This is a genomic window from Pseudomonas sp. Marseille-Q5115, from assembly GCF_916618905.1.
Classification (GTDB): Bacteria; Pseudomonadota; Gammaproteobacteria; order Pseudomonadales; family Pseudomonadaceae; genus Aquipseudomonas; species Aquipseudomonas japonica_A.
Genome location: NZ_CAKAKI010000001.1, coordinates 3,645,389 through 3,669,929, shown reverse-complemented (window position 1 = coordinate 3,669,929; position 24,541 = coordinate 3,645,389). Strand labels below are relative to the sequence as shown.

General features: G+C 59.9%; 23 protein-coding genes. 18 read left to right on the top strand and 5 right to left on the bottom strand.

Annotated elements, in window-relative coordinates:
* The first annotated feature begins 5 nt into the window (after positions 1–5).
* The 4 genes from LG385_RS16795 to LG385_RS16780 all read left to right on the top strand — a co-directional run bounded on the left by LG385_RS16795 (position 6) and on the right by LG385_RS16780 (position 4,346).
* A complete protein-coding gene (locus LG385_RS16795) occupies positions 6–914 on the top strand; it encodes a carbohydrate ABC transporter permease (protein WP_181117125.1) in 909 nt (302 codons plus the stop codon).
* The gene (locus LG385_RS16790; protein WP_181117126.1) at positions 907–1,752 is read left to right on the top strand and encodes a carbohydrate ABC transporter permease; all 846 of its coding nucleotides are present in this window, start codon (positions 907–909) and stop codon (positions 1,750–1,752) included. Before LG385_RS16795 ends, LG385_RS16790 begins: the two co-directional genes overlap by 8 nt.
* Before the next feature lie 5 nt (positions 1,753–1,757).
* Complete coding sequence (locus LG385_RS16785) at positions 1,758–2,918, top strand: ABC transporter ATP-binding protein (RefSeq protein WP_181117127.1); 1,161 nt, start codon at positions 1,758–1,760, stop codon at positions 2,916–2,918.
* Between the two features lie 138 nt (positions 2,919–3,056).
* On the top strand, positions 3,057–4,346 hold the full coding sequence (locus LG385_RS16780; protein WP_413247386.1) for a carbohydrate porin: 1,290 nt from the start codon (positions 3,057–3,059) through the stop codon (positions 4,344–4,346).
* 64 nt (positions 4,347–4,410) lie between these two features.
* On the opposite strand, the gene hexR is transcribed toward LG385_RS16780, so the two are convergent.
* The gene (hexR, locus tag LG385_RS16775; RefSeq protein ID WP_181117196.1) at positions 4,411–5,265 is read right to left on the bottom strand and encodes a DNA-binding transcriptional regulator HexR; all 855 of its coding nucleotides are present in this window, start codon (positions 5,263–5,265) and stop codon (positions 4,411–4,413) included.
* A 216-nt stretch (positions 5,266–5,481) separates the two neighbouring features.
* Between hexR and zwf the strand changes: the two genes are divergently transcribed.
* Positions 5,482–6,948, top strand: coding sequence for a glucose-6-phosphate dehydrogenase (gene zwf / locus LG385_RS16770; RefSeq protein ID WP_181117129.1), 1,467 nt, complete (start codon positions 5,482–5,484; stop codon positions 6,946–6,948).
* An 84-nt stretch (positions 6,949–7,032) separates the two neighbouring features.
* Entirely contained in the window at positions 7,033–7,692 is a 660-nt protein-coding gene (locus LG385_RS16765; protein WP_181117130.1) for a bifunctional 4-hydroxy-2-oxoglutarate aldolase/2-dehydro-3-deoxy-phosphogluconate aldolase, read from the top strand.
* Between the two features lie 57 nt (positions 7,693–7,749).
* On the opposite strand, the gene LG385_RS16760 is transcribed toward LG385_RS16765, so the two are convergent.
* Positions 7,750–7,977, bottom strand: a complete 228-nt coding sequence (locus tag LG385_RS16760) for a DUF3820 family protein (protein ID WP_225775184.1) — start codon at positions 7,975–7,977, stop codon at positions 7,750–7,752.
* Positions 7,978–8,180: 203 nt separating this feature from the next.
* On the opposite strand from LG385_RS16760, the gene LG385_RS16755 reads away from it, so the two are divergent.
* Complete coding sequence (locus LG385_RS16755; RefSeq protein WP_181117132.1) at positions 8,181–8,636, top strand: ferritin-like domain-containing protein; 456 nt, start codon at positions 8,181–8,183, stop codon at positions 8,634–8,636.
* Between the two features lie 34 nt (positions 8,637–8,670).
* Here LG385_RS16755 and LG385_RS16750 read toward each other — a convergent pair whose 3' ends face one another.
* Positions 8,671–10,203, bottom strand: a complete 1,533-nt coding sequence (locus tag LG385_RS16750; protein ID WP_225775183.1) for a sensor domain-containing diguanylate cyclase — start codon at positions 10,201–10,203, stop codon at positions 8,671–8,673.
* 356 nt (positions 10,204–10,559) lie between these two features.
* On the opposite strand from LG385_RS16750, the gene LG385_RS16745 reads away from it, so the two are divergent.
* Entirely contained in the window at positions 10,560–10,697 is a 138-nt protein-coding gene (locus LG385_RS16745; RefSeq protein WP_225775182.1) for a hypothetical protein, read from the top strand.
* Positions 10,698–10,719: 22 nt separating this feature from the next.
* Here the strand turns inward: LG385_RS16745 and LG385_RS16740 are convergent, their stop codons facing one another.
* Positions 10,720–11,610: a chemotaxis protein CheV gene (locus LG385_RS16740; protein WP_225775181.1), complete on the bottom strand. Its 891-nt coding sequence runs from the start codon at positions 11,608–11,610 to the stop codon at positions 10,720–10,722.
* 50 nt (positions 11,611–11,660) lie between these two features.
* Complete coding sequence (gene norR, locus LG385_RS16735; protein WP_225775180.1) at positions 11,661–13,250, bottom strand: nitric oxide reductase transcriptional regulator NorR; 1,590 nt, start codon at positions 13,248–13,250, stop codon at positions 11,661–11,663.
* 149 nt (positions 13,251–13,399) lie between these two features.
* On the opposite strand from norR, the gene hmpA reads away from it, so the two are divergent.
* From hmpA to hemB, 10 genes are all read left to right on the top strand, one after another.
* Positions 13,400–14,581: an NO-inducible flavohemoprotein gene (hmpA, locus tag LG385_RS16730; RefSeq protein WP_225775179.1), complete on the top strand. Its 1,182-nt coding sequence runs from the start codon at positions 13,400–13,402 to the stop codon at positions 14,579–14,581.
* Between the two features lie 172 nt (positions 14,582–14,753).
* Positions 14,754–15,260 carry a disulfide bond formation protein B gene (locus LG385_RS16725; protein WP_225775178.1) on the top strand — a complete coding sequence of 169 codons (507 nt, stop codon included), beginning with the start codon at positions 14,754–14,756 and terminating at the stop codon, positions 15,258–15,260.
* A 554-nt stretch (positions 15,261–15,814) separates the two neighbouring features.
* A complete protein-coding gene (gene cyoA, locus LG385_RS16720) occupies positions 15,815–16,750 on the top strand; it encodes a ubiquinol oxidase subunit II (protein WP_225775177.1) in 936 nt (311 codons plus the stop codon).
* A 3-nt stretch (positions 16,751–16,753) separates the two neighbouring features.
* A complete protein-coding gene (gene cyoB / locus LG385_RS16715; RefSeq protein WP_225775176.1) occupies positions 16,754–18,778 on the top strand; it encodes a cytochrome o ubiquinol oxidase subunit I in 2,025 nt (674 codons plus the stop codon).
* 3 nt (positions 18,779–18,781) lie between these two features.
* On the top strand, positions 18,782–19,405 hold the full coding sequence (locus LG385_RS16710; protein WP_181117141.1) for a cytochrome o ubiquinol oxidase subunit III: 624 nt from the start codon (positions 18,782–18,784) through the stop codon (positions 19,403–19,405).
* Positions 19,405–19,734: a cytochrome o ubiquinol oxidase subunit IV gene (cyoD, locus tag LG385_RS16705; protein ID WP_225775175.1), complete on the top strand. Its 330-nt coding sequence runs from the start codon at positions 19,405–19,407 to the stop codon at positions 19,732–19,734. Before LG385_RS16710 ends, cyoD begins: the two co-directional genes overlap by 1 nt.
* Before the next feature lie 10 nt (positions 19,735–19,744).
* Complete coding sequence (gene cyoE, locus LG385_RS16700) at positions 19,745–20,635, top strand: heme o synthase (RefSeq protein ID WP_225775174.1); 891 nt, start codon at positions 19,745–19,747, stop codon at positions 20,633–20,635.
* A 154-nt stretch (positions 20,636–20,789) separates the two neighbouring features.
* The gene (gene alaC / locus LG385_RS16695; RefSeq protein ID WP_181117144.1) at positions 20,790–22,031 is read left to right on the top strand and encodes an alanine transaminase; all 1,242 of its coding nucleotides are present in this window, start codon (positions 20,790–20,792) and stop codon (positions 22,029–22,031) included.
* Between the two features lie 333 nt (positions 22,032–22,364).
* A complete protein-coding gene (gene cfa / locus LG385_RS16690; RefSeq protein WP_225775173.1) occupies positions 22,365–23,528 on the top strand; it encodes a cyclopropane fatty acyl phospholipid synthase in 1,164 nt (387 codons plus the stop codon).
* An 18-nt stretch (positions 23,529–23,546) separates the two neighbouring features.
* Positions 23,547–24,521: a porphobilinogen synthase gene (hemB, locus tag LG385_RS16685; protein ID WP_225775172.1), complete on the top strand. Its 975-nt coding sequence runs from the start codon at positions 23,547–23,549 to the stop codon at positions 24,519–24,521.
* The last annotated feature ends 20 nt before the right edge of the window (positions 24,522–24,541 follow it).

Below are 24,541 nucleotides of genomic sequence, written 5' to 3'. Positions count from 1 at the left end.
AAGTCATGAGCTCAGTAGCGGTCTTGAGCAAAGCGTCACCCCTGGATGCCCTCCAGCGCTGGCTACCCAAGCTGGTGTTGGCACCGAGCATGTTGATCGTGCTGGTGGGCTTCTATGGTTACATCATCTGGACGTTCGTGCTGTCGTTCACCAGTTCCACCTTCATGCCAAATTACAAATTCGTTGGCCTGCAGCAGTACGTGCGCCTGCTGGACAACGATCGCTGGTGGGTCGCCAGCAAGAACCTGGCGATATTCGGCGGTATGTTCATCGCCATCAGCCTGGTGATCGGTGTATTCCTCGCGGTGCTGCTGGACCAGCGCATCCGCCGCGAAGGCTTTTTGCGCACCGTTTACCTGTATCCCATGGCGCTGTCGATGATCGTCACCGGCACCGCCTGGAAGTGGCTGCTCAACCCAGGCCTGGGCCTGGACAAGATGCTGCGCGACTGGGGCTGGGAAGGCTTCAGGCTGGACTGGCTGGTGGATCAGGACCGGGTGATCTATTGCGTGGTGATCGCCGCCGTGTGGCAGTCCTCGGGCTTTGTGATGGCGTTGTTCCTCGCCGGCCTGCGCGGGGTGGACAGTTCCATCGTGCGGGCGGCCCAGGTAGACGGCGCCAGCTTGCCCACCATTTATATGAAGATCGTATTGCCGAGCCTGCGCCCGGTGTTCTTCAGCGCCTTCATGATCCTGGCGCACATCGCGATCAAGAGCTTCGACCTGGTGATGGCGATGACGGCCGGCGGCCCTGGCTATGCCTCCGACCTGCCCGCCGTGTTCATGTATTCCTTCACCTTCAGCCGTGGGCAGATGGGCGTTGGCTCGGCCAGTGCCATGCTGATGCTCGGGGCGATCCTGGCCATTCTGGTGCCTTACCTCTACTCGGAATTGCGAGGCAAGCGCCATGACTGATACTCGCCTCAAGCAGGGCCTGACCCTGGACCGCGTCGCCATCTATGCGGTGCTGCTGGTCGCCGCGGCGATTTACCTGGTGCCGCTGGTGGTGATGTTGCTCACCAGCTTCAAGTCCCCGGAGGACGTGTTTGCGGGCAACCTGCTGAGCCTTCCTCAGGTATTTACCGTAGAAGGCTGGCAGAAAGCCTGGAATACCGTGGGCGGCTATTTCTGGAACTCGGTGAAAATCACTGTTCCGGCCGTACTCATTTCCACGTTCGTGGGCGCGCTCAACGGCTATGTGCTGTCGATGTGGCGTTTCCGGGGTTCGCAGCTGTTCTTCGGGTTGTTGCTGTTTGGCTGCTTCCTGCCATTCCAGACCGTACTGCTTCCGGCTTCGTTCACCCTTGGCAAGATGGGCCTGGCCAATACCACCACCGGCCTGGTACTGGTGCACGTGGTGTATGGCCTGGCGTTTACCACGCTGTTCTTCCGCAACTTCTATGTGAGCGTACCGGATGCACTGGTACGGGCCGCGCGGCTGGACGGAGCAGGGTTCTTCACGATTTTCGGCCGCATTCTGCTGCCGATGTCGATCCCGACCATCATGGTGTGCCTGATCTGGCAGTTCACCCAGATCTGGAACGACTTCCTCTTCGGCGTGGTGTTTGCCAGTGGCGATGCCCAGCCCATTACGGTGGCGCTGAACAACCTGGTCAATACCAGCACCGGGGTGAAGGAATATAACGTGGATATGGCTGCGGCGATGATCGCCGGGCTACCGACGCTGCTAGTGTATGTGCTGGCAGGCAAGTATTTCCTGCGCGGGCTCACGGCCGGCGCGGTCAAGGGGTAAGGCACATGGCAACGCTTGAACTGCGTAACGTAATCAAAAGCTACGGCAGCGGCTTGCCGGACACCCTCAAGGACATCCAGCTGGCGATCGACTCTGGTGAGTTCCTGATCCTGGTGGGCCCGTCGGGGTGTGGTAAATCGACCCTGATGAACTGCATCGCCGGCCTTGAGAACATCACCGGCGGCGCGATCATGGTCGACGGCGTGGACATCAGCGGCATGAGCCCCAAAGACCGGGACATCGCCATGGTGTTCCAGTCGTACGCGCTGTACCCCACCATGACGGTGCGCGAGAACATCGCGTTCGGGCTCAAGATCCGCAAGATGCCCACGGCCGAAATCGACCAGGAAGTGGCCCGCGTGGCCAAGCTGCTGCAGATCGAACACTTGCTTACGCGCAAGCCTGGCCAACTCTCGGGGGGCCAACAGCAGCGGGTGGCCATGGGGCGTGCGCTGGCGCGGCGGCCGAAGATCTACCTGTTCGACGAGCCATTGTCGAACCTGGACGCCAAGCTCCGCGTGGAAATGCGCACCGAAATCAAGCTGATGCATCAGCGCTTGCGCACCACCACCGTGTATGTAACCCATGACCAGATCGAGGCCATGACCCTGGGTGACAAGGTTGCCGTGATGAAGGACGGCATCATTCAGCAATTTGGTACGCCGAAGGATATTTATAACGATCCGGCTAACCTGTTTGTGGCAAGCTTTATCGGTTCGCCACCCATGAACTTCATTCCGCTGCGCCTGCAGCGGCGGGATGTGGGCCTGGTCGCTGTGCTGGACAGCGGCCAGGCACGCTGCGAGTTGCCCCTTGGCCTGCATACCGCAGGCCTTGAGGACCGAGAGGTGATTCTGGGTGTGCGCCCGGAACAACTGATCGTGGCAAGGGAGGCGGGCAGCGCTTTCCCCGGCCTGCGGGCGGAAGTCCAGGTCATCGAGCCTACCGGGCCCGATACCCTGGTGTTCGTGACCTTGAACGACACGAAGGTGTGCTGCCGGGTGGCCCCCGACGACGCCCCGGCGGTGGGGGCGTCGCTGGATGTACGCTTCGATCCGAGCAAGGTCCTGCTGTTCGACGCCGCCACCGGCGAACGTCTGGGATTGGCGGCTGCGCCCGTGGAGCAGCCGCGCAGCGACAACGTGGCTCGTTTTACGGGCCGCTGAGTGAGCGGGTGCCAACACCCGCCGCACAACGATGAGTTCCAATAACAATAAAACGAGGGTAGCCAGGGAATGAACAAGCAAATCATCACCAAAACGAGCACCTTGCGGCTGGCGCGCCAGCTTTCGGTGTTGGGCGCGATGGGGTTGGCAACCACTGCCTACGCGGCCAAGCCCTACGATGCATCGCAATACGGCACTGGCGACTGGGGCGGGCTGCGTCATGAGCTTTACGACAAGGGTTATGACTTCACCCTGGAGTACGTAGGTGAAGCCGCTACCAACCTGAACGGCGGCTATAACGACGACCGTACGGCTCGTTACTCGGACCAGTTCGCGCTGGGCGTACAGCTGGACCTGGAAAAGCTCTTTGGCTGGCACGGCGCGGAGTTCAAGCTGGCAATCACCGAGCGTAGCGGCCGCAACATCAGCAACGACCGCATCGGCGACCCGCGCGCCGGCACGCTCAGCTCCTCGCAGGAAGTATGGGGCCGGGGCCAAACCTGGCGCCTGACCCAGATGTGGGTCAAGCAGACCTTCCTGGACGACAAGCTGGATGTGAAATTCGGCCGTTTCGGCGAGGGCGAGGACTTCAACAGCTTCCCTTGCGACTTCCAGAACCTGGCGTTCTGCGGCTCGCAGGTGGGTAACTGGATCGGGGACATCTGGTACAACTGGCCTGTGTCGCAGTGGGCATTGCGCGTGAAGTACAACATCACGCCTGAGTTCTACGCACAGATCGGTGCCTACGAGCAGAACCCGTCCTACCTCGAAACCGGCAATGCCTGGAAGTTGAGCGGCAGCGGCACCAAGGGCGCGATCATTCCGGTGGAAGTGGTGTGGTCGCCGACTGTCAACGGCTTGCCAGGTGAGTACCGCCTTGGCTACTACTACAGCACGGCCAAGGCGAACGACGTATCCGAAGGCGAAGACGGCCAGTTGCAAGCCAGCAGTGGCGGTGCCTACCGTACCCAGGGCAGCAAACATGGCGCATGGGTTGTGGTCCAGCAGCAGCTGACCAGCCACAACGGCGACGCCAGCCGCGGCCTGAGCATCTTTGCCAACGCCACCGTGCACGACAAGGACACTACCGTCGTGGACAACTACCAACAGGTGGGCTTCGTTTACAAAGGCTTGCTGGACAGCCGTCCGAAGGATGACATCGGTGTGGGCATCGCACGTATCCACGTGAACGACGATGTGTCTGACAACGCTCGCCTGGCCAACGCCTTGAGCGGTATCGACGACTACGACAACCCAAGCTACGTGCCGATCCGCAGCAGTGAATACGACGCCGAGATCTACTACGGCTTCCACGTCACCAACTGGCTGACCGTGCGTCCCAACCTGCAGTACATCAAGCGCCCAGGTGGCGTGGATGATGTGGACAACGCACTGGTGGCTGGCCTGAAGGTGCAGTCCAAGTTCTAACTGTGCCCCACAGGTTCCCGGGCTCCACGGACCATCCGGTGGAACCCGGGACTCACCCGCTCGGTTACCCCTCTTCGAGGGGATACCGGCTGGCGTTCAAGCTCTCCTTGATCTTGCGCAAGTGCGGCTGGAAGTCCGAGCCGCGGCGCAGGGTCATGCCTGTCGCCAGGACGTCGAGTACGGTGAGCTGAATGATGCGTGAGGTCATGGGCATGTAAATGTCCGTGTCCTCGGGCAGCGGGATGTTCAGGCTCAAGCTGCTCGCCTGCGCCAGTGGTGAACCGGCCGCAGTCAGCCCCAGCACCGACGCGCCGTTTTCCCGAGCGATGCGCGCCACTTCCACCAGCTCACGCGTGCGCCCGGTATAGGAAATGATCACGAACAGTTCGCCCGTATGCGCCACCGAGGCAAGCATGCGCTGCATCAGCACGTCCGCGTGGGCAGAGACGGCCAGATTGAAACGGAAGAATTTGTGCTGCGCATCCAGGGCCACCGGCGCCGAAGCACCCAGCCCGAAGAAGTGGATCTGCCGGGCCTGGATCATCAGGTCCACGGCGCGGCTCACCAGTTGCGGGTCCAGCTGCTGGCAGGCGCTGTCCAGCGAGGCGATGGCACTGGAAAATATTTTCTGCGTATAAGCGGCAGGGTCGTCGTCCGGCGCAACCGCACGGCTTACGTAAGCCGCGCCGCTGGCCAGGCTCTGGGCCAGTTGAAGTTTGAGTTCAGGGTACCCGCTTACGCCGAACGAGCGGCAAAAGCGGTTCACCGTGGGCTCACTGACCTTGGCGGCCTGCGCCAGTGCGGCGATACTGAACCGGGTAGCCTGCTGGGGATTGCCGAGAATGACCTCGGCAACTTTACGCTCCGCCTTGTTCAGCTCTTCGAGGCGCCCCTGGATCTGTTCCAGTAGGTTGCGCACGCGATCCATGTAATCTCCTGTGATGGCCGGCCCGCACCGCGGGTCGTTTCCCGGCACGGCAGCCGTGATGGGTGGTCTATCGTACTGATGGGCCACGGCGATCACCAGTACCCGGCGCGGCAAGCGTGGCGCTTGTTGTTTTATTACTACATTTCGACTTGATCGACGGGGTCAAAACCCGTAATACTCGTCCAACTTGATAAAAGAACCCATATCATGCTGTCGATTTCCGAACCTTGCACATTTGCTCTCTTCGGCGCCCTCGGTGACCTGGCCTTGCGAAAACTGTTTCCGGCGTTGTACCAGCTGGAGCGCGCAGGGTTGTTGCACCCCGATACCCGCTTGTTCGCATTGGCCCGTGAGCCTGGCGAAGTCGGCGAGCACCTGGCATCGATCGAAGAGCACCTGCACGAATTCGTCCCGGCGGCAGAACTCGAAACGGACCATCTGGAGCGGTTCAAAGCGCGCCTCGAATACCTGCATGTGGATTTCCTCCTGGCCGAAGACTATGCCGTGCTGGCCGAGCGCATCGGGCCCGCGGCCCAGGTAATCGCCTACTTCGCCACGCCGGCTGCGGTGTACGGCGCCATTTGCGAGAACCTCGCGAAGGTGGGCCTGGCCGAGCGCACTCGCGTTGTGCTGGAAAAGCCCATCGGTCACGACCTGGAGTCCTCGCGACGGGTGAACGATGCGGTCGCGCATTACTTCCCGGAAAACCGCGTTTACCGGATCGACCATTACCTGGGCAAGGAAACCGTACAAAACCTGATTGCCTTGCGGTTCGCCAACAGCCTGTTCGAAACCCAGTGGAACCAGAACTACATCTCCCATGTGGAGATCACCGTTGCCGAGAAGGTGGGTATCGAGGGGCGTTGGGGGTACTTCGACAAGGCGGGTCAATTGCGTGACATGGTGCAGAACCACCTGCTCCAGTTGCTTTGCCTGATCGCCATGGACCCGCCTGCGGACCTTTCCGCCGATGCCATCCGTGACGAAAAGGTGAAAGTACTCAAGGCGCTGGCGCCCATCACCGGTGAAGGCCTGAGCACCCATGTGGTTCGCGGCCAGTACATTGCGGGCTACAGCGAGGGCCGCGGCGTGCCGGGGTATCTGGAGGAAGAAAACTCTAATACCCAGAGCGACACCGAAACCTTCGTGGCCCTGCGCGCCGATATCCGCAACTGGCGCTGGGCCGGGGTGCCGTTCTACCTGCGTACGGGCAAGCGCATGCCGCAAAAGCTCTCGCAGATCGTGATCCACTTCAAGGAACCGCCGCACTACATCTTCGCGCCGGAGCAGCGCCTGCAGATCAGCAACAAGCTGATAATCCGGCTGCAGCCTGACGAAAGCATTTCCTTGCGCGTAATGACCAAGGAGCAGGGCCTGGACAAAGGCATGCATCTGCGCAGCGGACCGCTGCAGCTCAATTTCTCCGACACCTACCGCAGCTCGCGCATTCCGGATGCCTACGAACGTCTGTTGCTCGAAGTGATGCAAGGCAACCAGAACCTCTTCGTGCGCAAAGACGAAATCGAATACGCCTGGCGCTGGTGCGACCAATTGATCGCCGGGTGGAAGAAATCCGGCGATGCGCCCAAGCCGTACGCGGCGGGGTCCTGGGGCCCGATGAGTTCCATTGCGCTGATCACGCGCGATGGCAGGTCCTGGTATGGCGATATCTGAACACGGCCGCCTGAACGCTGACGGCCCAGTAACCACCACAACACGCCGGCCTCACCGGTGCCCCAGAGCCAAGGATCAGCCGTTATGACGCCTGAACAACAATCCCGCATGGCGGACAAGGTCAAACTCATCGACGAGATGGCGCAACGTGCGCGGATTCTGCCGGTGATAGTCATCAATTCCGAAAGCGAAATCCTGCCATTGGCCGATGCGCTGGCGGCGGGTGGGCTGACCTGCCTTGAAGTGACGCTGCGGTCCCAGTACGGGCTGAAGGCAATCAAGATGCTTCGCCAGCACCGGCCGGAGCTGACCGTGGGGGCAGGAACCGTGTTGGACCGGCAGATGTTTGCCGCGGTGGAAGAAGCGGGCGCTCAGTTCGTGGTAACGCCCGGCGCCACCCAGGACATGCTCCAGGCAGGTGTGGAAAGTGCGATCCCGCTCTTGCCAGGGATCGCCACAGCCTCGGAAATCATGATGGGTTATGCACTGGGATATCGCCGCTTCAAGTTGTTCCCCGCAGAGATCTGCGGTGGCGTTGCGGCAATCAAAGCTTTCGGCGGCCCGTTTGGCGACGTTCGCTTCTGCCCCACCGGTGGCGTGAACACCGGCAATGTGAAGGCCTACATGAGCTTGCCGAACGTGATGTGCGTAGGCGGTACATGGATGCTCGACAAGGCGTGGATCAGCGGCGGGGAGTGGGACAAAGTCGAACAATGCAGCCGCGAGGCCGTTGCGTTGTTCTGATACAGCATTGTTGCTCGTTTCATGGCTTTTAGGTGCGCTTGGTCGGCGCACCTTTTTTTATTCCGCGGCTCGGTGCTTCAGCCTCAGTGGGGCCAGCAAGTCGTTCAGCCCGTTGTGATCGATCTCGTGCATCAGCGCCAGCAAGGCGCCTAATTCCCCGTGGGGAAAACCCTGCCGAGCGAACCAACCCAGATAATTGCCTGGCAGATCCGCCAGCAAGCGGCCCTTGTATTTACCGTAGGGCATCTTGGTGGTTACCAATGCCTCAAGTTTCTGGAAATCCATTATTTGGCGCCGTGTTGTTTCGCGAGTGGTCAGCTGCTGCATGCATTTTGCAATGTAGCAACAACAGGATATTGCATTCGGAATGGTAGCGTAACCCGGCTGGTCTATAACACGTTGATTCTATTGACTAACCGGAATTGATCGAGGCTGGCACGAAGTCTGCTTTTTCTCTCCCAAAGCATACTGCCAAGAGGAAGATTAAAATGACCAAGTCTGGAGAAGATGTTGTATCGGTACTCAACCGTCTGATCGAAACCTGCAAAGACGGTGAGGAAGGCTTCAAGGCCTGCGCTGATGACATTAAAAACCCTGAACTCAAGGCGCTCTTTCTCAAGCATTCCCAGGAATGCAAAAATGCCGCGGGTGAGCTGCAAGCCGAAGTGACCGCGCTTGGCGGCAGCCCGGAAGATTCGACCAGCCTGAGCGGTGACCTGCACCGTCGCTGGGTTGACCTCAAGTCCCTTATCACCGGCAAAAGCGAAGAGGCCGTATTGAACGAGGCTGAACGAGGTGAGGACGTTGCGATCAAGGCTTACAAGGAGGCTTTGACCCAACCGTTGCCGGCGAATGTGTACGCCATCGTCGAACGCCAGTTCCATGGTGTTCAGCGCAATCATGACCAGATCAAGGCCCTGCGCAATATCGCTCGCGCCAGTTGAATCCTGCTCGTACCAGCTTAAGCTGGAATCCCTCTTACGCCGGCGTTGCCGGCGTTTTTTTTGCCTGGCTACCGGGCTCGGCGTGGCACACCTGGTTACGGCCGTCGCGCTTGGCCCGATAGAGCGCCGCATCGGCTTCACAAAGCACACCTTCCAGCGTTGCGGGCAGCCGAGCCTGATCAAATGAAGCTGCAACCCCGATGCTGACGGTAAGGCGAGCGTCATCCAACTCGGTAAGTACCAATGCCTCAATCTGATGCCGCAGCGATTCGGCCACGGCGAGGGCGCCATTGAGGCCGGTATCAACCAGCACCACCATGAACTCTTCGCCGCCATAACGTGCAGCGAGGTCCCCAGGGCGCTGCACGCTCTGGTTGATGACATCAGCCACGCGGCGCAATGCCTGATCGCCGCCGTGGTGGCCATGACGCTCGTTGAAGGCACGGAAATGGTCCACGTCGATCATCAGCACGGCCAACCCACGTCGACTGCGCTGCGTGCGCGCCCATTCATGCTGTAGCGTGTGGTCAAGGCGCCGACGGTTAGCCAGGCCGGTGAGCCCATCGGTAGCAGCCAGCGCGGCAAGCGTGTTTTCGGAACGCCTGCCGCGGCGCAGCTCGCGCATGAACAAGACGGTAAGCCAGGCAATGCCCAGGCACAGCCCCAGCGTTGCCAGGCAGATGACCAGGGCGGTGCGTTGCCATGGGCCGAAGACGTCGTCGTACGCCATGGCTACGATTACCATCAACGGCAGGTCGGCTACGCGGCTATAGCTGTATACCCGTTTGATCCCGTCCAGCCCGGACGTGGACATGAAATAGCCTGAAGCGCCGCCGTCAAGCATGCGCCGCATGTTCGGCCAGCTGGCGAAGTTATCGCCGATTACCGAGCGTCCAGGAGGCTTTGGCTCACGTGCAAGCATATCGCCATCGAGGTTGGCCAGGCTTACGCTGCTGCCCTTGCCAATATTCAGGCTTTTGAACAGGTCAGCGAAGTAGTCCAGCCGCAACACACTCGACGCCATGCCGCGGAACTCCCCGCCAGGGCCCGATATCCGCCGGGTGAAGGCTACACACCAATCAAGCTTGCCTAGCTGATCTTCGAAGGGACGGCTGATGTGAAGCGCCAACGAAGGCGAGGAGGCATGCTGGCGGAAATTGTCCCGCTGGCTGAAATCGAACCGCCGCGGTTCGGGTGAGAGCGAATCGGCCACCACCGCGCCGTGTTGGTCTACCCACAAAATGTCGCCCCGAAGCGGTATGGAGATCGCGCGCCCGAACAACAGCTGGCGCTTGAGCGAAGGCGGCACCTGTGAAAGCTCGGGGTTCTGTGATGCATCGATAAGGCCCTGAAGCGACAGATCGTAAAGCTCCACCGTGCGCTGGATATCGCTGTCGATCAGTTGTGCAACGTTATTGGCGCCACGTAGCGCAACCTCCCTGGCGCTGTCGTATTCCTCGTTGAGCAGAAACGCCACGATGCCAACAATGGTCAGGATTGCTGCCACGCTCCCGATTACAAGAGTGCGCTCGGCATTCACAGCGAGGCGGGTGATAGGGAGTGGCATGACAGCGATAACTCGAAGGCGGGACGGGCGAGGCCATTCTAGGTAGCGCAGGCAGGGCTCACAAGGCGTAGATCACTGGCAATATGCCAGCTTGGACGGCCGGTCAATGCTCAGCTTTAAGCGTTCAGCATTAAACCCTTATGTTTCCGCGAGTTAAATCGAAGTCTTGGCAAAGCGTTGGAAGTGAATGGAGCCAACGTGTGTTTGAAAAAAGTGCTCGGGGTAAAGGTTTCGAGGGCTGAGGAGGCAGTCGTTGATCCGTAAGTGACTTTTCCTACAGAAGGCTCGGAAGCTGCTGATAGATCCATCCAAGCCCGCCGGAGACACTAGCCTGCAAAACCGATAAAGAAACTGCCATGTCCATCGTCTCCAGCGTTGTACCAGGCGCATTGCTCATAAGCTTTGCCGGCGCGGTTCAGGTATTCGTTTTCCCCTTGGCTCAGGGGCCGGTCAATTACCTGTTGGGCATTGCCGGCCTGATCATCCAGCTGTAATACGCTCAACGCGGTTTAGAGCTCACGGCTTGGAACTCACAGCTCGAGCAGCCCGGATAAGGCACTCGGTGAGTTCCGGCGACGAAAACTTGGTCAGCACCGCATCCGCGCCCGCCTCATCCGCCCGCCGGCTATTCATGGCGCTGTCCAGGGACGTATGCAGGAGGATATACAACTGATTGAAGTCAACGCTTTCACGCAGCGTGCGGGTGAGGGCATAGCCGTCCATCACCGGCATCTCGATGTCTGATACCACGATATTGATTTCCTGCGCTGTCCCTTGCAGGTCGAGCAGGCACATCATGGCGTCTTTCGCGCTCCGCGCGGTCTGGCATTCGACCCCAAGGCTGCGCAGGGCAAGCACCGATTGCTGCAGGGCGACCTGGCTGTCATCCACAACCAGTATGCGCGCCTGGGCCAGCAACTCGGCTTGCTCGAACGTCAGGTCTTTTGATGCGGGTTCGGGGCGGGGCGGGGCGATACCGTGGATCACCTTCTCGATATCCAGCACCTGCACCAGCGCACCGTCTACCTGGGTGACACCTGTAATGAAGGACCGCCCGCCTGACGCATGCGGCGGGGGAAGGATGTCTGTAGACCGGCAGTGAATGATGCGGCTCACCGCCTGCACATGCAGGCCCTGGCGAGAGCGGCTTACGTCGGTAACGATCAGGCAGCCACCCGAAGGGTCTTCCAGCGGGCGCTCGCCAATTGCCCGGCTGAGGTCGATCACCGACAGCGACGCGCCGCGCAGGGTGGCGATGCCGCGCACATGGGGGTGCGAGTCGGGAAGGCGAGTGAGCGCCGGGCAGGGAATGATCTCACTGACCTTCAGCAGGTTGATCGCCATCAGCTTGCCGCTGCGCAGGGTGAACAACAGGAGCGAGAGCGACTCGGCGTTTGCTTTGGACATATCTACCTTCTGAAGCGGGTTCGGAACGGGCCGCGGGAAATACTCAGGGTTTATCGGCCGCCGGCCGGATCGCTTGAGGGCCGCGCAACACCGAGGCGTCGTGCCAGGCGGCTGAGGTTTGCGCGATCGAGCCCCAGCTCCCGGGCAGCGTTGGACCAATGGTACCCGTGACGGTGCAGGGCAGCCTCGATCATCTCGCGTTGAAAGCGGTCCACTGCCTCGCGCAAGCCGCCGTGCCCGCTCGCCGCCACCGGTGCTTGAGCGGCAATGGACGCGTGCCTGGGAGCGTCGGGGGGATAGCCGCCGGAAGCGAGATCCAGGTCCAGGTCCTGGGCCGCAAGGGTAAGGATGCGAGGGCGCGAGGGTAGCCTGCCCAGCGCACGTAACGCTGAACGGCTGATCATATGCTCCAGCTCCCTGACGTTGCCCGGCCATGGATAGGCGAGCAATGCTGCCTGGGCTTCTTCACTCAGGCGCAGGCTGTTGAGGCCCAGGCGTGAGCGGTTCTGCTCCAGAAAGTAACCGGCCAGCAAGAGAATATCCCTGCTTCGCTCCCGCAAGGGCGGAACCGGAAGCGGGTAAACGCTCAGGCGATGATAGAAATCGGCCCGGCAACGCCCGGCGGCAACTTCCGCCGCCAGGTCGCGGTTGGTGGCGGCGATCAACCGCACCGCCACGCGATGTTCACGGTCCGAGCCCAAGCGCTGGAGCTGGCCGGTTTGAAGTACGCGCAGTAGCTTGGCCTGCACAGCCAAAGGGAGTTCGCCAACTTCATCGAGGAATAAGGTACCCCCGTCGGCCAGCTCGAACTTGCCTCGCCGATCGCTCACGGCGCCGGTGAACGCGCCTTTCACGTGCCCGAACAGCTCGCTTTCTACCAGGGCGTCCGGTAGCGCCGCGCAATTGAGACTGACCAAAGGTTTGGCGGCACGCCCGGACGCCTTATGCAGCGCCTGGGCCACCAGTTCCTTGCCTACCCCGGTTTCCCCGGTAACCAAAACGGTCAGCTCGCTTGGCCCTACCAGTTGGATCTGCGCCATAAGCTGGCGAATCGCAGGGCTCTGCCCGATGATCTCGTCGTTGGTAAAGCCAACACGGGACGCTGCGTTCAGCTCGCTACGTTGACCCGAGGCCAGGCGGGCGATCTGCTGTTCTACCGTGACTATCGCCGCAGCCAGGCTGGCAAAGGCTTCCAGCGTGCCAGGTTCGATACCGTCGAACCGGCGTGGGTCCAGGGCGTCCAGCGTCAACAGCCCCCAGGGTTGTTGATCCACATAAAGCGGGCACCCCAGGCAGTCATGAACCTCCAGGTGGCTGGCATGCCCGGCCACCAGCCCATCGTAAGGATCGGGCAGCGGGCTGTCGGCCGGGAAGCGCGTGGGTGAAGTTTGGCTCAACAGCGCCTGAAAGCGGGGGTGTTCACTGACCCTGAAGCGGCGCCCGAGGGTATCGTCGCTCAAGCCATCGACGGCCACCGGGACCAGCCAGTCGGCGTCCAGGCGCAGCAAGGCAGCAGCATCGCAAGGAAGCAGGCTACGCATGGCGTGCAGAAGGCGTTGGTAACGTTCGGTCGCGGGCAGTGTCTGGGAAAGGTCGGAGACCAGCCCGAGCAACGCCTCAAGCAACGGTTTTGATGTCATATCGACTCGCTTGCGGTCAAAGTGACTACGTATGGCAGCGAGTCATTTCGACGCTATACGCCTAAGTGCCTGATTCTTATGGGCCGTTCAGCTGGCATGAATCCTGTAATTCCTTGAGCAGACACCTCACGGACCCTTCGGAGAATATCATGCTCAGTGCTCAACACCGTGCCATCATTCAAGCCACCGTTCCCTTGTTGGAAAGCGGCGGAGAGGCTCTTACCACGCATTTCTACAAGCTGCTGCTTGCGGAACACCCCGAAGTACGGCCGCTGTTCAACCAGGCTAACCAGGCCAGCGGCGATCAACCACGCGCATTGGCCAATGGCGTGCTGATGTATGCCCGCCACATTGACCGCCTGGAGGCACTCGGCGGGCTGGTAAGCCAGATCATCAATAAGCACGTGGCCTTGCAGATCCTTCCTGAGCACTACCCCATCGTAGGCGGCTGCCTGCTGCGCGCCATTTCCGAAGTGTTGGGTGCCGAGGTCGCAACCCCCGAGGTGCTTGAAGCCTGGGGCGCGGCCTATGGGCAGTTGGCAGGCATCCTTATAGGCGCCGAAGAGGGGCTTTATCATGAGAAGGAAGTCGCCACCGGCGGCTGGCGGGGGGCGCGGCCCTTCGTGCTGGCGCGCAAGGTTCAGGAAAGTACCGAAATTGCTTCGTTCTATCTGGTGCCTGCCGATGGCAAGCCCGTGCTGCCGGCTGCACCGGGCCAATATATCGGCTTGCGCGTGTTGATTGATGGCGAGGAGCACCGTCGCAATTATTCCGTGTCTGCCTTGGGCAATGGCGGCGGTTACCGGATCAGCGTGAAACATGTCCCGAGCGGCGTGGTTTCCCCGTTTCTCCATGAGTGCTTCGCGGTGGGCGACACCCTGGATCTGTTCCCGCCATCAGGAGAGTTCGTATTGCAGCCAGGCAAACGCCCGGTGGTGCTGATCAGCGGTGGGGTGGGCATTACGCCAACCTTGGCGATGCTTGAGGCAGCACTGCCTACGGGGCGCCCTGTCGTGTTTATCCACAGCGCACGTAACGCCGAAGTACATGCGTTTCGTGATTGGCTGGACGAACAGGCACGGCAATACCCGCAGCTGTCGCGCTTTTACTGCTATGCCGAAGGGGAAGAGGGGAGGGCGGGTGTTGACGCCGTCGGCCTGCTCAGTGGCGAGCACCTGGAGCGTTGGCTACCGCGTAACCGCGATGTGGATGCCTATGTGCTTGGCCCGAAGCCGTTCATGGTGGCGGTGAAACGCAGCCTGGAAGCGTTGGGGGTTCCGCCCGAGCAAACCCGGCACGAATTCTTCGGACCGGCGTCCACCCTGGTATGACAATAAGGGGATGAAGCACCGGTGCCGCGCGTGCCTGGACGGTGCCGGTAATATCTTTTCGCATTTAACCGACGTTTAATGCGTGCTTCCTTTACTGCTCCCCGATCAACGGTGCTACCTTAGCGCCCCTTCGCGGTGAAGCGTGCTGTCGGCCAGCACAATAGGACGTCCCATGGAACCCACACATTTCTCCCTCGCACGTGAGCGGCGTTTTCTCTTCCTGCTAGGCATTATCTGCATGGCCCTGCTTGGAGGCGCCCTTTATATGCAGGTGGTGCTAGGCGAAGCGCCGTGCCCGCTGTGCATCCTTCAACGGTATGCGTTCCTGTTCATCGGCGTGTTCGCGTTCATCGGCGCAGCGCTGCCAGGTCGGCGCGCGGTCACGGTATTCGAGGCGCTTGCAGTGGTGAGCGCATTGGGCGGCATCGCCGCCGCTGGCAAGCATGTCTGGGTACTGGCTCATCCGCTGTCCAGTTGCGGGGTGGACGTACTGCAGCCGATTGTCGACGGCCTTCCTCTTGCCCGGCTGCTCCCGTCGGTGTTCGAGGTTCAGGGTTTCTGCACCACGCCGTATCCGCCCGTGCTCGGGCTATCGCTGGCCCAATGGGCATTGGTCGCCTTTGTGCTCATCGTAGTACTCGTACCGTTAGGTGTATGGAGCAACCGTCGCCGGTCATGAATCATGCCGGGTGTAACGATCCGGTCATCGTGACCGATCATCCATTCTGCTCGTTGGATTGGCTGAAACCCGCGCCACCCAAGCCTTTGGCCCGCTTCGACTGCGCTGCGACAACATGTCGCAAGGGGTTGAAATATCGGGCGATTGTTGCATAATTCGTAATGTACTGTTGCTATATAAGTCATATTCATCACTGGGCTAGCTCACTACAATCGCGGCAATTTCCGTATGGCCAACCTCTCCAGGCCCTTGCAAATCAAGGCGTAAGCCTTTTTTTTCGGACCGCGGGAGGCACCTGCGGTGTCCGGTTGTCTACCCTTCACGGTTGTCACCCCGATGGGTACCTCAAAGGAATGGGGCGCGATCGGGCGACTTGCCTATAATCCGACGAGTCAAAGCAATTTGAGCACTGCACGACACGGGGCGCCTGATTCAGCAGCGGCTGGTTTCCAGGCACCTACATGTTCGATCCCGAAAAATGCTGACGCTTGGCAGGACGAAGTGTTGGCGATCACAACACACATTGCATTGAAGCAAGCTTTAGAGGTCGTGAGATGAGTAAAAAGCGTTACCCCAGACTGTTTGGCATATTGCCCTTTTTCGGCATGCTTTTTCTCAGTGGGTGCGACTGGACCCTGCTCAATCCCAAGGGGCAGGTGGGCATCGACGAGAGAAACCTGATTCTCCTCGCGTTCGGCCTGATGCTCACGGTGGTCATCCCGGTGATCGTCATGACCTTCTGGTTCGCCTGGAGATATCGTGCGTCGAACCGGAGCGCGACCTACGCGCCGGAATGGGCCCACTCCACCAAGATTGAAGCGGTCGTCTGGGGCGTTCCGCTGATCATCATTCTGGTCCTTGGCTATGTGACCTACGTGTCCACCCACCACCTCGACCCCTATCGCCCGCTGGATTCCGACGTCAAGCCGGTGCGTATCCAGGTTGTAGCGCTGGACTGGAAATGGCTGTTCATCTATCCGGAACAGGGCATTGCCACCGTGAACAAGATCGTGTTCCCGGCGCATACCCCGGTCAGCTTCGAGATTACCTCGGACGCCGTGATGAACTCGTTCTTCATCCCCGCACTGGGCGGCCAGATCTACGCCATGGCGGGCATGCAGACCAAATTGCACCTGATCGCCAATGAAAACGGTGACTTCCAGGGTATCTCCGCCAACTACAGCGGCGCTGGGTTCACCGGCATGACCTTCCAGGCGCAAGCCACTACTCAGGAAGGCTTCGACGCCTGGGTCAACGACGTTCGCAATTCACCGAAGAAGCTTGATTCGGCCGAATACGCAGCACTGGCCAAACCAAGTGAAAAGAACCCCGTCGCACTGTATTCCTCGGCTACGCCTAACCTGTTCCAGTCCATCATCGACAAGTATGAAGGCATGAACGCAGGCCACCACGGGATGCACGAGAAGGGTGTGCTTGGCAAGGAAGGTAAGGAAGTAAGTGAGAATTCAGCTGCTGGGGCAGAGGAGTAAAAGATGTTCGGTAAATTAACTCTGGAAGCGATACCCTTCCACGAGCCGATAGTGATGGTGACCCTCGCCGTCGTTGCCGTGCTCGGGGCAGGTGTATTCGCAGCGATTACCTACTACAAGAAGTGGGGCTATCTCTGGAAAGAGTGGTTCACCTCTGTCGACCACAAGAAAATCGGCGTGATGTACATCGCCGTTGCCATCATCATGCTGATCCGCGGCTTTGCCGACGCCATCATGATGCGTACGCAGCAGGCAATCGCCGTTGGCGGTTCGACCGGCTACCTTCCGCCTGAACACTATGATCAGATCTTTACCGCTCACGGTACGATCATGATCATCTTCATGGCGATGCCGTTCATGATCGGCCTGATGAACATCGTGGTGCCGCTGCAGATCGGCGCCCGCGACGTGGCCTTCCCGTTCCTGAACTCGGTGAGCTTCTGGTTCTTCGTGGTCGGTGCGTTGCTGGTCAACATCTCGCTGGGTATCGGTGAATTCGGCAAGACCGGCTGGGTAGCCTACCCGCCATTGTCGGGCATCCAGTACAGCCCGGGCGTGGGGGTGGACTACTACATCTGGGCACTGCAGATATCCGGCCTGGGTACGTTGCTTACCGGTGTGAACTTCATCGTCACCATTCTCAAGATGCGTGCCCCTGGCATGACCCTGATGAAGATGCCGGTGTTCACCTGGAACTGCCTGTGCACCGCGATCCTGATCGCCGCCTCGTTCCCGATCCTGACCGCCACACTGCTGCTGCTGTCGCTTGACCGTTATCTGGGTATGCACTTCTTCACCAACGAGCTTGGTGGGAACCCGATGATGTACGTCAACCTGTTCTGGGCGTGGGGCCACCCTGAAGTTTACATCCTGATCCTGCCGGCATTCGGTGTGTTCTCGGAAGTGACTTCGACCTTCGCCAAGAAGCGCCTGTTCGGCTACGTGTCGCTGGTATGGGCAACCATCGCCATCACCGTACTGTCGTTCATCGTATGGCTGCACCACTTCTTCACCATGGGTGCGGGTGCGAACGTCAACGCCTTCTTCGGCATCATGACGATGATCATCGCCGTGCCGACGGGTGTGAAGATCTTCACCTGGCTGTTCACCATGTACCGCGGCCGCATCGAGTTCAAGACTCCGATGCTCTGGACCGTCGGCTTCATCGTGACCTTCAGTATCGGCGGCATGACCGGCGTACTGCTGGCGGTGCCTGGCGCGGACTTCGTGCTGCACAACAGCCTGTTCCTGATCGCGCACTTCCATAACGTGATCATCGGCGGCGCTGTGTTCGGCTACCTGGCGGGCTTCACCTTCTGGTTCCCGAAAGCGTTTGGCTTCAAGCTCAACGAGCGCCTGGGCAAGTACAGCTTCTGGTGCTGGCTGATCGGCTTCTACTTTGCCTTCATGCCGCTGTACGTGCTGGGCTTCATGGGCATGACCCGTCGCCTGAACCACACCGACAACCCCGAGTGGACCCCATGGTTCTACGTGGCAATGGTCGGCGTGCTGTTCGTAGCCGCCGGTATCGGCTTCCAGCTGCTGCAGATCTATGTGTCGATCCGCGATCGCAAAAAGAACGTCGACGTCACTGGCGACCCGTGGGATGGCCGTACCCTGGAATGGTCGACTTCGTCGCCACCTCCGTTCTACAACTTCGCTGAAGTACCGGTGGTTTCCGACCTGGACGCTTACTGGGGCATGAAAGAGCGTGGCGAAGCCACCGCTGATGCCGCGGACTACAAGCAGATCCACATGCCGCGCAACACTGGCATGGGCTTCGTGATCGCAGCGTTCAGCCTGGTGTTTGGCTTCGCGATGATCTGGCACATCTGGTGGGCGGCTGCCGTAGGCTTCGTGGGCATGATCATCACCTTGATCGTCCGCAGCTACGACGACGACATCGACTACTACGTTCCGGCGGCGGAAGTCGCCCGTATCGAAGGCGAGCGTCAGCGCGCACTGGCCAACGCCCATGCCGGCGTTACCAGCGGTACTCGTGTGAACTCCACGTTGGAGAAGGTTTGAACCATGGCTAATACCGTTCTGCACGGTGAAGTCGCCCATAGCCACGAGCATGGGCACGACGATCACCATGATGCCGGGGGCATGACTGTCTTCGGCTTCTGGATCTACCTGATGACTGACTGCATCCTGTTCGCGTCGATCTTCGCCGCGTACGGGGTGCTGGCCGGGAACTTCGCAGGTGGCCCTTCGGGGCACGAGATCTTCGAGCTGGACTACGTCCTGGTCGAAACCTTCCTGCTGTTGTTCAGCTCGATCACCTTCGGCTTCTCCATGCTGGCGATGTACAAGGGCAACAAGAGCGGCGTGATGACCTGGTTGTTCATCACCTTCCTCTTCGGCCTTGGCTTCATCGGCATGGAACTCAACGAGTTCCACAAGCTGATCGAAGAAGGCTACGGCCCTCAGCGTAGCGGTTTCCTGTCGGCGTTCTTCACGCTGGTAGGCACCCACGGTCTGCACGTGTCCAGCGGCCTGCTGTGGATGGCCGTGATGATGGCTCAGATCAGCAAGCACGGCCTGACCGCGACGAACCAGACCCGCATGAGCTGCCTCAGCCTGTTCTGGCACTTCCTGGACGTGGTCTGGATCTGCGTGTTCACCGTTGTCTACCTGATGGGGGCCTTGTAATGGCTAACAACCATTCCGCCGGTGGCGCCAGCCACGGCAGCACCAAGTCGTACATGGTCGGCTTTATCCTGTCGGTTATCCTGACAGTGATTCCGTTCGGCCTGGTGATGTTCCAGTCGATGTCCAAGGACGCAATCCTTGCCATCATCCTGGTGTTCGCAGTGGTTCAAGTGATCGTTCACCTGATCTACTTCCTTCACCTGGATCGCTCTTCGGAGCAGCGCTGGAACGTGATTGCCTTCATTTTCTCGGCGGTGATCATCATCTTCCTCGTTGGCCTGTCGCTGTGGATCATGTTCAGCGTTCACCACTTCATGCTGGCGAAGTGAGGTAGCTTGCATGTCCGTTAAGCACTTTATCCAAATCACCAAACCGGGGATCATTTTCGGTAACGTGCTTTCTGTGGCGGGCGGCTTCTTCCTGGCTGCGCAAGGGCATGTCGATCTCGGCCTGTTCCTTGCCACGGTGATTGGTACATCGCTGGTCGTTGCATCGGGTTGTGCGTTCAACAACTGCATCGACCGCGATATCGACGTGAAGATGGAGCGCACGCGCAATCGTGCAATCGTGCAGGGCATTATCTCCGTCAAGGTCGCGCTGGTTTATGCAGCCGTGCTGGGGGTGATTGGGTTCGGCCTGCTCTACAAGCTGGCCAACCCGCTGGCCGCTTTCGCGGGCCTGGTGGGGTTTGGGATCTATGTAGGGCTGTATAGCCTCTACCTCAAGCGCAGATCCGTGCACGGCACGCTGGTAGGCAGCCTTTCGGGCGCCATGCCGCCGGTAATCGGTTACGTGGCGGTGACTGGCCGCTTCGACATGGCCGCGCTTACCTTGCTGGTGATGTTCAGCTTGTGGCAAATGCCGCATTCCTATGCGATCGCTATTTTCCGCCTCAACGATTACCGTGCGGCATCCATTCCGGTGCTGCCGGTGGAGCGCGGGATCCCGGTAGCCAAACGGCATATCGTGTATTACATCCTGGCGTTTGTGCTCGCTACGCTGATGCTTACCCTTGGCGGCTACGCCGGGTTGAGCTACATGGCGGTAGCGGCTGCCATGGGTATGTACTGGCTGTATATGGCGTGGACAGGCTACAAGGCCTCCGACGACCGAGTATGGGCGCGCAAGCTGTTCGTGTTTTCCATCTTCACCATCACGGCACTCAGCGTGATGATGTCGGTGGACTTCAAGGCGTCCGCTGGGCTGCTGCTGACTTCCGCATTGCCGTGAGGTACGAGGACTAAAAAAAACCGGGCGCTGCCCGGTTTTTTTATGGGCGCTTACTGGACAACAGGGCAAGGATGGCTCTATCTTCGGGCCAGGCCAAATGATCTGGCCAGCGTCGCTCGGACGGTTCCGGGCGCTTACGTACCTCGAGGACACCATGGCCGAACTCCGTTCGCCGCGCCGCTTTGCGCGCATTGATCGCCTTCCCCCCTACGTTTTCAATATCACCGCCGAGCTCAAGATGGCCGCGCGCCGTCGCGGTGAAGACATCATCGACCTGAGCATGGGCAACCCCGATGGGGCGACGCCACCCCATATCGTCGAAAAGCTGGTGAACGTTGCTCAACGCGAAGACACCCACGGTTACTCCACCTCCAGGGGCATTCCCCGCCTGCGCCGTGCCATCTCGCGTTGGTACGCTGACCGTTACGCGGTAGAGATAGATCCCGAAAGCGAAGCCATTGTCACCATCGGTTCCAAGGAAGGGCTGGCGCACTTGATGCTCGCCACGCTCGACCAGGGCGATACGGTACTGGTGCCCAACCCCAGTTACCCGATCCACATCTATGGTGCAGTGATTGCCGGCGCTCAGGTGCGCTCCGTGCCGCTGGTACCAGGAGTGGACTTCTTCAACGAGCTAGAGCGGGCGATCCGCGAGTCCATTCCCAAGCCGAAGATGATGATCCTGGGGTTCCCGTCGAACCCGACCGCCCAGTGTGTGGAGCTCGATTTCTTCGAGCGCGTGGTCGCGCTGGCCAAGCGTTACGACGTGCTGGTGGTGCACGACCTGGCTTACGCCGACATCGTGTATGACGGCTGGAAGGCACCCTCGATCATGCAGGTGCCAGGGGCCAAGGACATTGCGGTGGAGTTCTTCACACTGTCCAAAAGCTACAACATGGCAGGCTGGCGTATCGGCTTCATGGTGGGTAACCCGGAGCTGGTTGCAGCATTGGCGCGGATCAAGAGCTATCACGACTACGGCACCTTCACACCGTTGCAAGTGGCCGCCATTGCCGCGCTGGAAGGGGACCAGCAATGCGTGCTGGACATCGCCGAACAGTACCGGCAGCGCCGCAATACGCTGGTGAAAGGGCTGCACGAGATCGGTTGGATGGTTGAAAACCCCAAGGCGTCCATGTACGTATGGGCGAAGATTCCCGACGCCTATGCACAGCTGGGCTCCCTGGAGTTTGCCAAAAAGCTCCTGGCCGACGCCAAGGTCTGTGTTTCGCCTGGTATCGGGTTCGGCGACTATGGCGACGACCACGTGCGCTTCGCGCTGATAGAAAATCAGGACCGTATCCGCCAGGCTGTGCGCGGCATCCGCCAGATGTTCCGGGCTGACGGTTTGCTACCCAAGCCAGCCAGGGCGCCGGGCGCGGCGATTCAGGAATAAGCTGGGCCCGGTCTGGTTCGTGTGGGGTGGATGCCCTATCCCCAGCACTTGGCTGAAGCGGCAACGTTTACTGTTGCCGCTTCAGTAAGACACTATTCCGCTGTCGTCATTGTGCGCTAGCCCGTTGCCGGATTACTCTCGTTTGATAAATAAAATCCATCACGGCATTCGCTTTTGGCTACAGGCGAAGCTGGCGTATGGCTGTTACGCTTTAGTGGCCGTTGCGCTGGAATCCCGCTGTCAGCGTCTCAACTAGACTAACTCTACTTACTCTCCCTGCCTTAGGCCCAGATCCGCTCAGCTCAGATAGAACGTTTTGAACAGGGGATAGCTATGCACACCAAGCTTTCTGGTTCACCCGCTTCTTCCGCTTCCGCCGATTCACACACCAGCTCGTTGCGCTTCGCTCAGGAGCTACTCGCCAAGGCAGGGATAGGCATGCATGGGGTACAGCCCTGGGACATGACCCTTAAAGATCCCAGCGTCCCCGCCAAGGCCCTGGCCGAAGGCAATCTGGGGCTGGGCGAAGCCTATATGAGCGGTGGCTGGGAGGCTGAGCATCTGGATGAGTTCTTCGCCAGGCTGTTGCGCGCAGGCGTTGCAGACATGGTAAACCCGGCGGCGCTGTTGTTTCACGCGGTCAAGGCCAAGTTTGTAAACCTGCAGAACAAGGATCGGGCGTGGCAGGTAGGAGAGCAGCACTATGACCTGGGCAATGATTTTTACGAGAAAATGCTCGACCCGCGGATGACCTATACCTGCGGCTACTGGAAAGACGCCAGCGACCTGGCCGAGGCGCAAACCGCCAAGCTGGACCTGATTTGCCGCAAGCTGCGCCTGCAGCCCGGGCAACGGGTGCTGGACATTGGTTGCGGTTGGGGAAGCTTCATGTCCTACGCCGCAGAGCACTATGGGGTGCAATGCGTCGGCGTTACCATTTCTCGCGAGCAATGCGATTGGGCCAAGGCCCATTATTCCAACCTGCCCATAGAGTTTCGGCTGCAGGATTACCGAGATGTGGACGAGCAGTTCGACCACATCGTCAGTGTGGGGATGTTTGAGCATGTGGGCCGCAAGAACCACCGCGTGTACATGGAAACTGCTCACCGCTGCCTGAAGGACGAAGGGTTGTTCCTTCTTCATACCATCGGCAAGAACCGCCGCCACAGCACACCGGACCGGTGGATCGACAAGTACATCTTCCGTAACGGCGACCTGCCTTCGATCGGTCAGGTGGGTGATGCAATCGATGGGCTGTTCGTTGCCGAAGACATGCATAATTTCGGCGCCGACTATGACAAGACGCTTATGGCGTGGTGTGAGAACTTCGAAGCGGCGTGGCCACACTTCGCCGAACGGATGGGCGACCGGTTCTTCCGCATGTGGCGCTATTATTTACTGTCCTGCGCAGGTGCGTTCAGGGCGCGTGACATTCAGCTCTGGCAATGGGTACTGTCGAAAAAAGGCGTACTCGGCGGCTACGAGCGCGTCAGTTGATCAGCTAAAGGTATTTCAATGAGCAATATGTTCCCTGTCAGTCGTCCCCGCCGCTTGCGCCGGTCAGAGGCCCTGCGGTCGGTGTTCCAGGAAACAGAGTTTCGCCTCCAGGACCTGGTATTGCCTATCTTCGTAGAGGAAGGTATCGATGACTTCGTACCCATCACCAGCATGCCGGGTGTGAATCGGATTCCCGAGTCTCGCCTGGCGAGTGAAATCGAGCGCTACGCGCGGGCAGGCATCCGCTCGGTGATGACCTTCGGCGTGTCTCATCACCTGGACGCGACCGGTAGCGACACCTGGAACGAAAATGGCCTGGTGGCGCGGATGGCCCGGATATGCAAAGACACCGTGCCGGAAATGGTTGTGATGTCCGATACCTGCTTCTGCGAATACACGTCGCACGGCCACTGCGGTGTGGTGCACGGTGATGAGGTGGACAACGATGCCACCCTCGTCAATCTCGGCCGCCAGGCTGTAGTGGCCGCTCAGGCAGGCGCCGACTTCATCGCGCCCTCGGCAGCAATGGATGGCCAGGTGCAGGCGATCCGTAGCGCGCTTGACGCCGCAGGCTTCCATGGCACGTCCATCATGGCGTACTCCACCAAGTTCGCGTCGGCATTGTATGGCCCGTTCCGTGAAGCGGGCGGTACGGCGCTAAAAGGTGATCGCAAGGCCTACCAGATGAATCCGATGAACCGCCGCGAGGCGATACGGGAATCGTTGCTCGATGAGCAGGAAGGCGCCGACGCGCTGATGGTAAAACCGGCGGGTGCCTACCTCGACGTTATTCGAGATATCCGCGAGGCCTCGCGCTTGCCGCTGGCGGCTTATCAGGTTAGTGGCGAATACGCGATGATCAAGTTCGGTGCCGCGGCTGGCGCCATTGACGAAGCGCGTGTAATGCGTGAAAGCCTGGGTGCGATCAAGCGTGCAGGGGCAGACCTCATCCTTACCTATTTCGCCATGGACATCGCCCGCGACGGGATCTGATTTCTCGACTGCCCGCGGCC

Excerpts from the sequence above, each read along its gene's own strand:
- LG385_RS16795 (WP_181117125.1), top strand. The coding sequence starts at position 6 with ATGAGCTCAGTAGCGGTCTTGAGCAAAGCGTCACCCCTGGATGCCCTC.
- LG385_RS16790 (WP_181117126.1), top strand. The coding sequence starts at position 907 with ATGACTGATACTCGCCTCAAGCAGGGCCTGACCCTGGACCGCGTCGCC.
- LG385_RS16785 (WP_181117127.1), top strand. The coding sequence starts at position 1,758 with ATGGCAACGCTTGAACTGCGTAACGTAATCAAAAGCTACGGCAGCGGC.
- LG385_RS16780 (WP_413247386.1), top strand. The coding sequence starts at position 3,057 with ATGGGGTTGGCAACCACTGCCTACGCGGCCAAGCCCTACGATGCATCG.
- zwf (WP_181117129.1), top strand. The coding sequence starts at position 5,482 with ATGCTGTCGATTTCCGAACCTTGCACATTTGCTCTCTTCGGCGCCCTC.
- LG385_RS16765 (WP_181117130.1), top strand. The coding sequence starts at position 7,033 with ATGACGCCTGAACAACAATCCCGCATGGCGGACAAGGTCAAACTCATC.
- LG385_RS16760 (WP_225775184.1), bottom strand. The coding sequence starts at position 7,977 with ATGGATTTCCAGAAACTTGAGGCATTGGTAACCACCAAGATGCCCTAC.
- LG385_RS16755 (WP_181117132.1), top strand. The coding sequence starts at position 8,181 with ATGACCAAGTCTGGAGAAGATGTTGTATCGGTACTCAACCGTCTGATC.
- LG385_RS16750 (WP_225775183.1), bottom strand. The coding sequence starts at position 10,203 with ATGCCACTCCCTATCACCCGCCTCGCTGTGAATGCCGAGCGCACTCTT.
- LG385_RS16745 (WP_225775182.1), top strand. The coding sequence starts at position 10,560 with ATGTCCATCGTCTCCAGCGTTGTACCAGGCGCATTGCTCATAAGCTTT.
- LG385_RS16740 (WP_225775181.1), bottom strand. The coding sequence starts at position 11,610 with ATGTCCAAAGCAAACGCCGAGTCGCTCTCGCTCCTGTTGTTCACCCTG.
- norR (WP_225775180.1), bottom strand. The coding sequence starts at position 13,250 with ATGACATCAAAACCGTTGCTTGAGGCGTTGCTCGGGCTGGTCTCCGAC.
- hmpA (WP_225775179.1), top strand. The coding sequence starts at position 13,400 with ATGCTCAGTGCTCAACACCGTGCCATCATTCAAGCCACCGTTCCCTTG.
- LG385_RS16725 (WP_225775178.1), top strand. The coding sequence starts at position 14,754 with ATGGAACCCACACATTTCTCCCTCGCACGTGAGCGGCGTTTTCTCTTC.
- cyoA (WP_225775177.1), top strand. The coding sequence starts at position 15,815 with ATGAGTAAAAAGCGTTACCCCAGACTGTTTGGCATATTGCCCTTTTTC.
- cyoB (WP_225775176.1), top strand. The coding sequence starts at position 16,754 with ATGTTCGGTAAATTAACTCTGGAAGCGATACCCTTCCACGAGCCGATA.
- LG385_RS16710 (WP_181117141.1), top strand. The coding sequence starts at position 18,782 with ATGGCTAATACCGTTCTGCACGGTGAAGTCGCCCATAGCCACGAGCAT.
- cyoD (WP_225775175.1), top strand. The coding sequence starts at position 19,405 with ATGGCTAACAACCATTCCGCCGGTGGCGCCAGCCACGGCAGCACCAAG.
- cyoE (WP_225775174.1), top strand. The coding sequence starts at position 19,745 with ATGTCCGTTAAGCACTTTATCCAAATCACCAAACCGGGGATCATTTTC.
- alaC (WP_181117144.1), top strand. The coding sequence starts at position 20,790 with ATGGCCGAACTCCGTTCGCCGCGCCGCTTTGCGCGCATTGATCGCCTT.
- cfa (WP_225775173.1), top strand. The coding sequence starts at position 22,365 with ATGCACACCAAGCTTTCTGGTTCACCCGCTTCTTCCGCTTCCGCCGAT.
- hemB (WP_225775172.1), top strand. The coding sequence starts at position 23,547 with ATGAGCAATATGTTCCCTGTCAGTCGTCCCCGCCGCTTGCGCCGGTCA.